This is a genomic window from uncultured Mailhella sp. (assembly GCF_947631555.1).
Taxonomy (GTDB): Bacteria; Desulfobacterota; Desulfovibrionia; order Desulfovibrionales; family Desulfovibrionaceae; genus Mailhella.
The window spans coordinates 1-12,180 of sequence record NZ_CANRLT010000074.1 but is presented as its reverse complement, the minus strand read 5'-3'; the positions used below and the strand labels follow the sequence as shown (position 1 = coordinate 12,180).

Sequence of the window (12,180 nt, the reverse complement as noted above, 5' to 3'; positions counted from 1 at the left end):
CGGTAGTTCAGTTGGTTAGAACGCCGGCCTGTCACGCCGGAGGTCACGGGTTCAAGTCCCGTCCGCTTCGCCACTTTCCCGGCCCGCCCTGGCGGGCTTTTTTTGCGCCCTTGCAATAGATTGAACGCTCAAACAATATTTCGCCGCGGCACTATTCAGTCTAATTACTTATTATTCTTTGCCTTTCTTTCTTTTCCCAGAGTTTCTCCACCAGAACGCCTCTTGACGGAAAGTCTCAGGTCATTACAATGACTTGAGTTTTTTCCTTTTACGGGCTTCCGCGCCCGACCTCATATCAATGACGCCTGTCAAGGAGAACCTCTATGGCTCGCACGCTCTTCATCACTGCGCTTGCGGCCGGATCCGGCAAGGATGAAGCCGTCTCCGGCATGATGAAACTTGCACAGGGCTGCGGCAAGGCCGCGCTGTTCCGCCCCTTCCCCTGCCTCTGCACCGCCCGTGAACACATCAACGCCGGCAAAGGCGGCGAACTTATCGACGCCATCCTCGCCGAATACGCCAAAGTCGCCGCGGATGCCGACTTCGTGATCTGCGACGGCAGCGATTTCAGCGGCAGGAACGCCGCGTTTGAAGTCGCCCTGAACACCTGCGCGGCCGCCAATCTCGGCGCGCCCGTTCTGCTTGCCCTCTCCGGTGCCGGATGCTCCGCGGCTGAAGTCATGGCCGAAATCGCCGCCTTCCAGTGCCAGATGAAGGAACAGTGCGTTGAAGTACTCGGTGTGTACCTCTCCGGCATGTCCGCCGAAGACGAACAGTCCGTCAACGCCCACTTCGCCTTTCCGGTCAGCGGCAGCATGGCCGATTTCGCCTGCATCCTCGATGCGTGTAAAGCGCACGTCACGCCTCGGCTCTTTGAATTCGGACTCATCGCTCAGGCTCAGAAGCATCCCATGCGCATCGTCCTGCCCGAAGGCGAAGAAGACCGCCTCATCAACGCCGCCGCCATTCTGCTTCAGCGCAAGGTGGCCAAAATCATTCTGCTCGGCGATCCCGAAAAAATCCATGCCCGCGCCGCAGAACTGGGCGTAAGCGTGGATGGAGCCGAGATTATCGATCCCGTGAAGTCCCCCGACTTTGAAGACTTCGCCGCCACCTACGCCGAACTGCGCGCCAAAAAGGGCGTAACCATCGAACAGGCCCGCGAGAAAATGGCCGACGCCACCTACTACGGCACCATGATGATCTACAAGGAACAGGCCGACGGCATGGTCTCCGGCGCCGTGAATACCACCGCCCATACCGTGCGCCCGGCTCTGGAATTCATCAAGACCAAGCCCAGCGCCTCCATCGTGTCCAGCGCCTTCTTCGTCTGCCTGAAGGACCGTGTGAACACCTACGGCGACTGCGCCATCAATCTCGACCCCACGGCCGAACAGCTCGCCACCATCGCCGTGACCACGGCGGAAACCGCGCAGGCCTTCGGCCTGACGCCCTACGTCGCCATGCTGTCCTACTCCACGGGCACATCCGGCAAGGGCGCCTCTGTGGACAAGGTGCGCGAAGCTACCCGTCTGGCCAGGGAACAGGCTCCCGACATGCTCATCACCGGTCCCATCCAGTATGACGCCGCCGTGGATCCCGTCACTGCCAGAACCAAGATGCCCGGCGATCCCGTAGCCGGCCGCGCCAGCGTCTTCATCGTCCCCGACATCAACACCGGCAACAACCTTTACAAGGCCGTTCAGCGCTCCGCGCACGCCGTGGCCATCGGACCCGTACTGCAGGGGCTGCGCAAGCCCGTGAACGATCTGTCCCGCGGCTGCACCGTGCCGGACATCGTGAACACCGTTGCCATCACCGCTATCCAGGCTCAGGCCGAAAAAGGACTCAGGTAATATGTCCCAGAAAATCCTTGTCATCAACGGCGGCAGCTCTTCCTTCAAGTATCAGGTCCTCGAAGAGGGCACGGAACGCCGCCTGTGCCAGGGCCTCGTGGAGCGCATCGGCGCCCCCGACAGCCTGCTCACCCATAAGCGCTTCACCGCCGATGGCGAAGCGGAAAAGTTCGTCTACCCCGGCAACTACTGTGACCATGCCGCGGGCATGGCCAAGGTTGCCGAAGTGCTGCTCGACCCGGCGCTTGGCGGCGTCATCAGCGACAAGTCCGACATCGTGGTTATCGGCCACCGGGTGCTTCTCGGCGGGCCGGACTATCAGGAAGCCATCGTCACTCCCGAAGTGAAGCAGGTCATCCGCGACTACATCCCCCTCGGCCCGCTGCACAACCCGGGCAACCTGACGGGTATCGAGGCGATGGAGAAGATCTTCCCCGGCGTCCCCAACGTCGCCGTGTTCGACACTGGCTTCCACGCCACCATGCCCGACTACGCCTACACCTACGCCCTGCCCAGGGAGCTGACCCGGAAGTACCGCATCCGCCGCTACGGCTTTCACGGCACCTCCCACCGCTACGTCTCCAAGGCGGCCGCCGCCCTGCTTGGCAAGAAGCCTGAAGAAGTCAACGTCATCGTCTGCCACCTGGGCAATGGTTCCTCCATCTCCGCCGTGCGCGCCGGAAAGTGCGTGGACACCTCCATGGGCCTCACGCCTCTTCAGGGTGTCGTCATGGGAACTCGCTGCGGTGACATCGACGCAGCCATCGTTCCCTTCCTCATGAAGAACGAGGGTCTCACCCCCGATCAGATCGACAACCTCATGAACAAGAAGTCCGGCTACCTTGGCCTGTGCGGCAAGAGCGACAGCCGGGACATCGAAGCGGGCATGAATGCTGGTGATCCCGACTGCCTGCTCACCTTCAAGGTGCAGTGCTATTCCGTCAAAAAGTACATCGGCGCCTATCTGGCTGTGCTCGGCCATGTGGACATCATCGCCTTCGCCGGAGGCATCGGCGAAAACGCCGTTTCCGTCCGCGCCAGGATCCTCGAAGGTCTTGAAGAATTCGGCATCGAGCTTGATCCCGAAGCCAACGCCAAACGCGACGGCACCCCCCATTACATCAGCACGGCAAACTCCCGCGTCAAGGTGGCCGTTGTGCCCACCGATGAAGAGCTGGAGATCTCGCGCATCGCCATGCGCCTTGTGAAGGAAGGCAAGTAAGCCCATCCGTTCCCGATGGTGACGGCCCTGCCGGTGTTCCGGCGGGGCCGTTCCATTTTGGAAGCTTGCTGCGAAAAACGGGTACTGTTCCCCCGCCCGGTCCCGCAGAGAAAACGCCTCGCTCTTGCACTTCCCCCGATATTTCCCTATGCTGGCGGTATTGCGTCCAATCAGCATTCATGGAGGCCGTTATGGGACTTTCTATCATCGTCACAGGAGCGGCGGGCCGCATGGGAGCCACCCTTACCCGCCTTGTCCGCGAAGCGGAAGACCTTGAACTTGCCGGCATCACCGACAGGCCGGAACTGCTCGACAAACTCAAGGTTCAGGAAAAGGACGGCGTCCTTGTTTCCAGCGACCTTGCCTCCCTGCTGAAAAGCCTGCCGCACTCCGTGGTCGTCGATTTTACCGCGCCCGAAGCCAGCATGATCCATGCCCGTGCCGCCGGCGCCGCAGGCGCGCCCATCGTCATCGGCACGACGGGCTTCACCGCGGCTCAGATTCAGGAGCTTGAAGCTCTGGCGGAAAAGCATGTGCTCTTCCGTTCGGCCAACATGAGCGTTGGCATCAACGTCATCATGGACATTCTGCCCAGGCTCACGGCCCTGCTGGGAGACGCCTATGACGTGGAAATGATGGAGATACACCACAACAAGAAGAAGGACGCCCCCAGCGGCACCGCCCTGCTCCTGGCCGAGCCGCTGCTCAAGGCCCGCGGACTCGACGCCTCCGCCATCAACACCAACCGCTTCGACACCTCGGCTCCCCGCAACCATGATGAAATCGGCATTCAGTCCCTGCGCGGCGGCGACGTCGTCGGCGTTCACACCGTCTACTACATGGGGCCGGGCGAACGCATTGAGATCACCCACCAGGCCCATTCACGCGAGAACTTCGCCACAGGCGCGCTCCGCGCCGCCCGCTGGCTCTCCGAACAGAAACCCGGCAGACTGTACAACATGCAGGACGTTCTCCACGCCTGACCCCTGTTATTTTACCGTTCCGAGGTTGGTATGCACCTTTTTCTTCTCCAGCATGATCCCGTACCCGGAAATTTCCACAGCAATGCGCTTCAGCTTGCCGATATGGCCCGCCGGGCTGCGGCGCTCTGCCCTCCCTCTTCGGGGGAACGCACACTCTGCCTCACTCCGGCCTACGCTCTCGCCGGTGTCCCCTGGGACTCGCTGAAGCATATCGGCGGCTTCTACAGCCGCTGCCGGCAAGCCGCAAGAGAGCTGGCCGAACGGCTTAAGGACGGTCCCGACATGCTGCTTTCGCTCACTGGAGCGGAAGTCCCCCTCTATGTACTCCTCCGCCAGGGGAACCTCTCTCCTGTCACCCGCAAGGCCAACGGGCTTCTGTCCATCCCGGACGGCCCGACCTTCTACCTGCCTGAAAACGATCCCGCCTGGGCACATCAGGAGGCCATGCTCAACCTCAAATCCTCACGCACCGCTTCCGCAGCCGATGCCATGCTCTTCACCACGCCGGACTATTTTCAGCCCGATGCGCAGGAACAGCGCGAGATGCATTATTCCGCCCTGGCGCAGATGTGGAATATGCCTGTCATCGCCGTCCAGCAGACCGGCGCAACAGACAGCCTCATCTATGCCGGTCAGAGCTGCGTGCTGAACAAGCTCGGGGAAATGACTTCCCGAGCCGAGGCCTTCCGCCCCGCCATCCTGTCCGTGGAACTCGGCCGCAAGACGGTCAGCGCCGAAGCGCTCCCCTGTGAGGAGAAAAGTTCCGCGCCCGAAGCCGTGTCCCCCGTTCCGGAACACCTTGAATCCCTGTTCCGGGCCGCCGTCCTCGGCATTCGGGATTACGTTCATAAAAGCGGCATGAACGGTGTTGTCCTGGGGCTGTCCGGCGGCATGGATTCCGCGCTGGTGGCCTGTCTGGCCGCAGAAGCCCTTGGCCCGCAAAACGTGCTGGCCGTTCTCATGCCGTCCCCGTGGAGTTCCGGCCACAGCAGGACCGATGCCGCGCTCCTGGCCCGCAACCTCGGCATTGAAACGCGCACGGTGGACATTGGCGCGGTCATGAACGCCTTTGACCAGACGCTGGCTCCCGCCTTCGCCGGTCTGCCCTCCCAGACGAACGACCTCACTGCCGACAATCTCCAGCCCCGCATCCGCGGCGTCCTGCTCATGGCCTTTGCCAACCGCATGGGGCGCGTGGTGCTGGCCACCGGCAACAAGTCCGAAATCGCCGTGGGCTACTGCACCCTGTACGGCGATACGGTGGGCGCCCTGGAACCCATCGGCGACCTCTACAAGACCGAAGTCTACCGCGTCGCCCGCTGGTATAATACCGCGAAGAACCGGGAAATCATTCCCGAAAACATCTTTTCCAAGGCGCCTTCCGCAGAGCTGCACCCCGGGCAGGTCGATCAGGATTCCCTGCCTCCCTACGAACTGCTCGATGCCACGCTGTTCCAGCTCCTGGAAAACGGTGCCAACGCCGAGACCCTCGTCATGCCGGGCTGCGACGAAAAGACCGTGCGGGACATCGTCCGGCTCCTGAACATTGCCGAATTCAAACGCCATCAGGGAGCGCCCATACTCAAGCTCAGCTCGTGCACCTTCGGCGTGGATCGCCAGCTTCCAACAGCGACCAGGATTTGAAGCAACGCCTCACGAACCTATCCTCACGAACCTATCCTGAAGAGGTCTGCCCTCCGGCAGGTCTCTTCTTTTTTTGCCTGCGCTTCGTTTTTTTTTACATTTTTCCGCAGGAAACCTCACAAAGAAATAATGACAGTTCCGGCTTGTCCGGCTATAATGGACACGACCCTTTCCTTTTAACCATGGAAAAAACATCATGAGTGAATCCTCCGCCGCATGGCAGGCGCACCTCGCTGAAGGCGCACCGCTGTACCCTGAGATCGTCTCCCGTTCCATACAGTCCTATCTGGACAGCGCCGCAGAAAATTTTGGCTCCCGCAGGGCTGTCATCTTCCAGAATCTCACCATCACTTATCGGCAGCTCAAGGACAAGGCGGAAACCTTCGCCGCCTCCCTGCGCGATCGCGGACTCAAAACCGGAGATCGCGTGGCCATCATGATGCCCAACCTGCCCCAGACCATCATCGCCTTCTGGGGGGCGCTCAAGGCCGGGGCCACCGTGGTCATGACCAACCCCCTCTACATGGAGAAGGAACTGACCCATCATTTTCAGGATTCCGCCCCGAAATTCCTCGTCACCATGGATCTGTTCTGGTCAAAGCTCGACACTCTGCGCGACCGGCTGGACGTTCAGGCCTATATCGTGTCCCGCGTGGCCGACGGCCTGGCCTTTCCGCTCAATCTTATCCAGCCGTTCCACGCCAGGAGGCAGGGCAACGCTCCTTCCGTTGCCTATGACGGAAAAACCGTCATCCCCTGGAAGGCCATGATGAAGAACCGCCGCCGCTACAGCGAAGAGCCTCAGCACCCGGAATCCGCTCTGGCGCTGCTCCAGTACACGGGCGGAACCACGGGGTTTTCCAAGGGTGCCATGCTCTCTCACGGGAACATCACCTCACAGGTGCAGCAGCTCCTTGCCCTGCTGCACTGGGACGAATCCTGCCCCGAGCACATCTTCCTCAGCATCATGCCCTTCTTCCACGTCTTCGGGCTGGTGGGCACGCTGCTCCTGCCCGCGGTCATGGCCTCGCCCTGCATACCCGTCCCGCGCTATTCCCCGCACGACATGCTGGAGCTTATCAAGAAACACCGCCCCACCTTCTTTGTGGGCGCGCCGTCCGTGTACATTTCCCTGATGCAGCAAAAGAACATCGCCCAGTACGACCTCACCTGCATCCAGCTTTGCATCTCAGGATCCTCGCCCTTCCCGCAGGCCAGCCTGAAGCAGTTTCAGGAACTCACTCACGCCCACATCACCGAGGGCTTCGGCCTTACGGAAGCCTCTCCCGTGGTCATCGCCAATCCGCTGTTCGGCCTTCAGAAGATCGGCTCCATCGGTATCCCCATCCCCCTGACCGAAGCCCGCATCGTGGATCTTGAGACCGGCCGTCAGGAACTGGGCGACAACGAAATCGGCGAACTCATCGTCCGCGGCCCGCAGGTCATGCAGGGCTACTGGAACCATCCGGAAGAGACCGCCGTCACCATCGTCGATGGCTGGCTGCACACCGGTGACATTGCCTACCGGGATTCCGACGGCTACTATTTCATCGTCGATCGCAAAAAGGACATGGCCATCGTCGGCGGCTACAACGTCTTCCCCCGTGAAATCGACGAAGTGCTGCACGAATACCCGAAGATCAAGGAAGCCGTGTCTCTCAGCGTCCCCCATCGCTCCAAGGGCGAAACGCTCAAGGCCTACATCGTGCCCAAGGAGGGCGAAAAGATCACGGTGTCCGAACTCGCGGCCTTCTGCCGCAGCAAACTGGCCTCGTACAAGGTTCCCCGTGTCTTCGAATTCCGCGACGAACTTCCCAAATCGCTGGTCGGCAAGGTTCTGCGCCGGGCGCTCCGTGAGGAGGAAGAAAAAAAGCAGGCCGGAGAAGAAAACAAGAACTGAACTCCCTGCACGGAGCGGAGACGGATGCGCCCACGCTCCGGGCAAAAATTTCCCAGGTGTACGGTTTTCCTGTTGACAGCCAGGCGTGAATCTCCTATAAATTTCCTCACGCCACGCGGGAGTAACTCAGTGGTAGAGTGCAACCTTGCCAAGGTTGAAGTCGCGGGTTCAAATCCCGTCTCCCGCTCCACCATATTTTTGTGCGGCGACATAGCCAAGTGGTAAGGCATAGGTCTGCAAAACCTTGATCTCCAGTTCGAATCTGGATGTCGCCTCCATGCGGGAGTAACTCAGTGGTAGAGTGCAACCTTGCCAAGGTTGAAGTCGCGGGTTCAAATCCCGTCTCCCGCTCCACAAACGATCAAGGCTTACTCCCGTAAGCCTTTTTTCATACGCGGGCATAACTCAACGGTAGAGTGTCAGCTTCCCAAGCTGAAGGTTGCGGGTTCGAATCCCGTTGCCCGCTCCACATACACTCTCAAGGGGTTACAGGCAATGTGCCTATAACCCCTTTTCTTTTTCCAACCGTATTTCCAACCTATAGAGGGAAAATCTATCCAAGTCTTGGCAAAACACCAAGAAAGGAGAAGACCATGCGTTCTGCATGGTCTTCCCCTTCCATAGTTCACTTTTTAATATATATCTCTAAAATTTTGAATAACAAAACAATGCTCAAATACAGGCTCTTATGCAGACTCTGCCAATTCCTTGTAGAAAATATTGTATTCCATCTGCTTCTTCATCCAATACTTCATCTTACTGCCTTTATGGTTTGAGGCCTCGGCCTTTAGGCCGATAGAGCTCCACCCCGCCCTTCAGGGTTTTGCTACATTATTGCTATGCGTATTAAAGGCTTGGGATATTTTATACGCGCTATCGACTGAAAGCGAGCGCTTTCCAGCCACAAGTTCACTTATTCTTGATGGGGACACATGGATAACTCTTGCGAAATCGGACATCGTCATGCCCTTTTGTTGAATCCTCTCGCCAAGTTCAAAGCCCGGATGTTTGGGAATACTCATTGTCTACCTCCATTTGTATTGTGCAATGCAAATTCTCCCATACTATTAATAAATACTTTCTTCTTCTTTGAGCTTCTTAATAACCATATCAGCCTGTGCGCCACTGAGATTATTAAGATGGACGTTACATAGTTGCATACATTCTTCTTCAGCAGACAGTTGCTTCTGCTTTGCAAGGCTATTAATGAGATTTTTTTGCTTGTCACTGGCTGGCTTATTTCCACCACCGTTGAACTTGTTTTTATCACTTGTATTTTTCGATACTAACTCAGGTGCGCTGTTATTTATTCCAAATCTTCCGCCATTATCAGGTTTATAATCATGAGTATTTATATCCTGAATCGCACGGATAATAGATGCTGCATCTGACAAGGCGTTGATTTGCGCTTCCTTTAATACGTCTGCCTTGGAAAGGCTGTCTGAAGCGTACACTTCCCCAAGTCCAGAGATAATCGTATTGTCTTGAGTAGTAATCGTTGATTTGACTATTGCGTGGAATCCATTTTCGTTATTCGGACACTGGATTATTTCTAGAACAATAGACTGAATTTTAATATCTTTTAAGACATGGCTAATACTGCTATTGTGATCGGTTAATGTTGTAGAAACAGAGCCTTTGGTGCTGTAATGATTTTATCCATCGGAATATCCTCATACAGGAAGACCGCATCATCCTGCGCGTTTGTAGTTACAGAGATATGTTTTTGCCAAGACCTATTTTAAAAGGTCGAAAATAAGGGTGTCAAAGCTTCTACACTGAAGTATGTGGCATTGTATCATGAAGTTTTATAGCGTAATGTCATTCGTTTATGGTTACAAAAACACATTAAGCAAAAACGTCCATGTTTAGCTACATAATATCTACTTGCCAAGTGCCGATGTTTTTCTGGCAATCGGATACGGTCTTCTCTTTCCCTCCACAAGGGAACGCCACATCTCCATGTACGATGCAGGCTCGGATACCATCGGCGGGAAGACTGTCTGGAACCACGATTTTCCCGTATAGACGGAAGCCGAAGGAACAGGCAGCGGGAGAAAACGTGCCGCATCTCAAAACTTTTCGTCTGATAAGAAAAACGTCTTGACACGCTGCCGGAGACGGGGCAAGCAGGAGTCATCGAGCGGATGGATCGTTCGAAGAATCCTGTCAGCAAGGGTTCGCGAAGTGAGGATGCTCTCCCTTTGATGTTTTCCGTCACCAGGTGATGACAGTGATGGTTGGATTCGTAAAAACATGCCTGGCATCATCCTTTTATCATACAAAAGGAGGTTACAATGAAACATCTACTTGCCATTTTGATTTTCTGCCTTCTGACAACGGTTTTTCCAGCAAAATCGTATGCATTAACAGACAATGAATACAATGAGTTATTAAAAATTCCCTACTTCAAACAGGCAGACAAAGAACTTACAGCTGTTTGGAAAGAAGTCTATCATGAAGTTGGCGGTGCTTATAAAAAACAAATCTTGAATGACCAGCGTCAGTGGGTGAAGTCTGGGCGTGACATCAGCGCGAAAGCCTTGATGGAGGAAGAAGGATTCACCAAAGAGGACGCCTATACCATCGCTGTTTATCTGAGAATAGGAGTGTTGTATGTTATTTCGCATAACAATTCCCTATCTCCCGATCAGTATGCCAGCGCAAAAGGTGATGACTATTACTATGACATGATGTATGAAAAAGCCGTCGATTTAATCAAAAAGTATAAAAATTCTGGCAATTAAATTTTGGCAATCAGAAGTACACAAGGGGAATAGCTTGGTTTCAACCTTTCTGCCCCTCTTTTATCAGACGCTTCGCCCACGCTGTCATGCCGTGTTGGAGTACGGGGAAAACCATGCGGGCCCACGCTGGCTGCAACGTCTGCCCGAACGAAAGAGAAGGAAACAAAGAGCCTTGCCGTTCTGCCTGCGGTGACCTGCCGTGCCGGACGCGGGCATGTCCTCCGAAAAGGAGGTAATGCCTGTGCTGCACAATCGCAGGGAAGTTGTGGCCAACACCATTGGCCGCCTGCTGGCTGATTTGCTCAAGCGTCTGTTTGATTAAATGCGTCCGCCCCGGTGAGAGAAAGCAGCTCTCATCGGGGCATTTACTTTGAGCTTCTCGGTGAAGCTGAGAACTCGGAGGACTTGCACCATGGGCAGAGGGGGGTGACGCACTCTCTGCCTCTGTTATGGGCACTTTTCCGAGACATGGCAAGATGGCTCTTCTTTCCCCGCCCCGGCGGCGTGACTATGTTTGCCGGCAAAAGTCGGACAAGCACAGGTAATCATCCCAGGCGTTGTCAGACCAGACCTTATTCATCATCATCCTCAATGAGCTGATGCCGGGTTCCCTTGCCCGTGTTGAGTTGCTGTATGGATTCCTGAAGCCTCTTTTTGTTGGCTTCTCCGTAGAAAGGATCGAGCGGTGCGGCGATTTCGAAGGGAATGCGGCGCTCCCGAACCAGTGTCCGAACAAAGATATTCACCGCGGTAGAAGGCGACATGCCAAAATCAGAACAAAGCTCATCGAACTGTTTTTTCAGCTGACTGTCTATGCGGACATTCAAGACACAGGCAATCATTTGCTGGACGGTATGCCGCGGCTTCTGCAGGTGAAGCAGGAGGCAGACGATCATGAAGCTGTATTGCGCAGCATCCTTCAGAATTACAAAAATACCTTATAGGAGATATTGAATACTTTTCCCAGGCGCTTTGCCATATTCATGGAAATGCGACGCTTGCCGCTTTCCAGGGCGGAAATGCAATTTTGCGTCGTGCCAAGTTTTTCCGCCAGTTCCTGCTGTGTCCACTCCATTTTGCCACGAAAGCCACGGAGAGCCATCGCAGGTGAAGCGTCAGGAAAAATTTCATCGGCGCTGACGACTTCTTCTCCCTCTGAATTGATCCGGCGCACGTTGTGTCCGGCCAAGGTCAGCACCCCTTTAATGGCATCGGCCACCACAACGGCACTGGCAGAGGGAACCGAGAGAGAAATCATTGCCTGGCCCGCCCCCGCAGGCCGGAGATGTATTTCAGTCTGCATACACATTTCAGAACGCGCGGGCGAGGCCTCAAGGAATCATTTCTTCTTTTTGTGCGGAACTATCTTCCTGGTGTACCACGAAGGCAGCCGGACGATCTTAATGTCCACAGGGGCAATGCCCATGCGACGCATACCGATGATATCCGCCGCACACCGCGAGATATCTATCTCGAACCGTTTCGACAGAGGCCCCCTGTCTGTGATAACCACAGTCACATGTTTTTTTGTCTTCTTGTTCGTGACCAGCACCACAGTGCCGAACGGCAAAGTCCTGTGTGCCGCCGTCAGTTTGTCGTAGTGGAAGCGCTGGCCACTCGAGGTAAAGTTGCCGTGGGCTCGTTCTCCATACCATGCCGCAATGCCTTCGATGTGCTGCCCTATGTGGTAGTCTTTTTTCCTCTCTCCCGGAAGATAGATGTAATGTTGGTTCTTCTCAGAGGCCCTAGCCTCTGGTCTGCCCCCTGTCAAGTAGACATCTAAAAAGCCCCTGTGGCATTGATTCTAAGCGGTCAGCTTTTCCCGATA

The 12,180-nt window shown here is 56.0% G+C and carries 11 protein-coding genes and 4 tRNA genes; 10 read left to right on the top strand and 5 right to left on the bottom strand.

Features of this window, described 5'->3' with window-relative positions:
• The first annotated feature begins 323 nt into the window (after positions 1 to 323).
• The 9 genes from pta to Q0Z94_RS09430 all read left to right on the top strand — a co-directional run bounded on the left by pta (position 324) and on the right by Q0Z94_RS09430 (position 8,074).
• Positions 324 to 1,856 carry a phosphate acetyltransferase gene (gene pta, locus Q0Z94_RS09470; RefSeq protein WP_366517605.1) on the top strand — a complete coding sequence of 511 codons (1,533 nt, stop codon included), beginning with the start codon at positions 324 to 326 and terminating at the stop codon, positions 1,854 to 1,856.
• A 1-nt stretch (position 1,857) separates the two neighbouring features.
• Positions 1,858 to 3,078, top strand: a complete 1,221-nt coding sequence (locus tag Q0Z94_RS09465; RefSeq protein WP_298069111.1) for an acetate kinase — start codon at positions 1,858 to 1,860, stop codon at positions 3,076 to 3,078.
• Between the two features lie 191 nt (positions 3,079 to 3,269).
• On the top strand, positions 3,270 to 4,061 hold the full coding sequence (gene dapB, locus Q0Z94_RS09460; RefSeq protein WP_298069109.1) for a 4-hydroxy-tetrahydrodipicolinate reductase: 792 nt from the start codon (positions 3,270 to 3,272) through the stop codon (positions 4,059 to 4,061).
• Positions 4,062 to 4,091: 30 nt separating this feature from the next.
• Positions 4,092 to 5,705 (top strand): NAD(+) synthase, encoded by a 1,614-nt coding sequence (gene nadE, locus Q0Z94_RS09455; RefSeq protein WP_298069106.1) that lies wholly within the window; start codon positions 4,092 to 4,094, stop codon positions 5,703 to 5,705.
• A 196-nt stretch (positions 5,706 to 5,901) separates the two neighbouring features.
• A complete protein-coding gene (locus Q0Z94_RS09450; RefSeq protein ID WP_298069103.1) occupies positions 5,902 to 7,605 on the top strand; it encodes a long-chain fatty acid--CoA ligase in 1,704 nt (567 codons plus the stop codon).
• A 115-nt stretch (positions 7,606 to 7,720) separates the two neighbouring features.
• Positions 7,721 to 7,795: transfer RNA gene (locus Q0Z94_RS09445), tRNA-Gly, on the top strand.
• A 14-nt stretch (positions 7,796 to 7,809) separates the two neighbouring features.
• Positions 7,810 to 7,883 (top strand) — tRNA-Cys (locus tag Q0Z94_RS09440).
• Between the two features lies 1 nt (position 7,884).
• A tRNA-Gly gene (locus Q0Z94_RS09435) sits at positions 7,885 to 7,959 on the top strand.
• Between the two features lie 40 nt (positions 7,960 to 7,999).
• Positions 8,000 to 8,074, top strand: a tRNA-Gly gene (locus Q0Z94_RS09430).
• 346 nt (positions 8,075 to 8,420) lie between these two features.
• Here the strand turns inward: Q0Z94_RS09430 and Q0Z94_RS09425 are convergent.
• On the bottom strand, positions 8,421 to 8,627 hold the full coding sequence (locus tag Q0Z94_RS09425; protein ID WP_298069100.1) for a helix-turn-helix domain-containing protein: 207 nt from the start codon (positions 8,625 to 8,627) through the stop codon (positions 8,421 to 8,423).
• Positions 8,628 to 8,672: 45 nt separating this feature from the next.
• A complete protein-coding gene (locus Q0Z94_RS09420) occupies positions 8,673 to 9,059 on the bottom strand; it encodes a hypothetical protein (protein WP_298069098.1) in 387 nt (128 codons plus the stop codon).
• Between the two features lie 843 nt (positions 9,060 to 9,902).
• Between Q0Z94_RS09420 and Q0Z94_RS09415 the strand changes: the two genes are divergently transcribed.
• On the top strand, positions 9,903 to 10,352 hold the full coding sequence (locus Q0Z94_RS09415; protein ID WP_298069096.1) for a hypothetical protein: 450 nt from the start codon (positions 9,903 to 9,905) through the stop codon (positions 10,350 to 10,352).
• Between the two features lie 572 nt (positions 10,353 to 10,924).
• Here the strand turns inward: Q0Z94_RS09415 and Q0Z94_RS09410 are convergent.
• The 3 genes from Q0Z94_RS09410 to Q0Z94_RS09400 are packed head-to-tail and all read right to left on the bottom strand — an operon-like array spanning position 10,925 to position 12,123.
• Positions 10,925 to 11,248, bottom strand: coding sequence for a type II toxin-antitoxin system RelB/DinJ family antitoxin (locus tag Q0Z94_RS09410; RefSeq protein ID WP_298069093.1), 324 nt, complete (start codon positions 11,246 to 11,248; stop codon positions 10,925 to 10,927).
• Between the two features lie 29 nt (positions 11,249 to 11,277).
• Complete coding sequence (locus Q0Z94_RS09405) at positions 11,278 to 11,655, bottom strand: helix-turn-helix transcriptional regulator (RefSeq protein WP_298069091.1); 378 nt, start codon at positions 11,653 to 11,655, stop codon at positions 11,278 to 11,280.
• Positions 11,656 to 11,691: 36 nt separating this feature from the next.
• On the bottom strand, positions 11,692 to 12,123 hold the full coding sequence (locus Q0Z94_RS09400; protein ID WP_298069089.1) for a septal ring lytic transglycosylase RlpA family protein: 432 nt from the start codon (positions 12,121 to 12,123) through the stop codon (positions 11,692 to 11,694).
• Positions 12,124 to 12,180 lie beyond the last annotated feature (57 nt).

Coding starts and splice junctions, on each gene's coding strand:
- Q0Z94_RS09405 (WP_298069091.1), bottom strand. CDS start 11,655: ATGCAGACTGAAATACATCTCCGGCCTGCGGGGGCGGGCCAGGCAATG.
- Q0Z94_RS09425 (WP_298069100.1), bottom strand. CDS start 8,627: ATGAGTATTCCCAAACATCCGGGCTTTGAACTTGGCGAGAGGATTCAA.
- nadE (WP_298069106.1), top strand. CDS start 4,092: ATGCACCTTTTTCTTCTCCAGCATGATCCCGTACCCGGAAATTTCCAC.
- Q0Z94_RS09465 (WP_298069111.1), top strand. CDS start 1,858: ATGTCCCAGAAAATCCTTGTCATCAACGGCGGCAGCTCTTCCTTCAAG.
- Q0Z94_RS09450 (WP_298069103.1), top strand. CDS start 5,902: ATGAGTGAATCCTCCGCCGCATGGCAGGCGCACCTCGCTGAAGGCGCA.
- Q0Z94_RS09415 (WP_298069096.1), top strand. CDS start 9,903: ATGAAACATCTACTTGCCATTTTGATTTTCTGCCTTCTGACAACGGTT.
- Q0Z94_RS09410 (WP_298069093.1), bottom strand. CDS start 11,248: ATGATCGTCTGCCTCCTGCTTCACCTGCAGAAGCCGCGGCATACCGTC.
- pta (WP_366517605.1), top strand. CDS start 324: ATGGCTCGCACGCTCTTCATCACTGCGCTTGCGGCCGGATCCGGCAAG.
- dapB (WP_298069109.1), top strand. CDS start 3,270: ATGGGACTTTCTATCATCGTCACAGGAGCGGCGGGCCGCATGGGAGCC.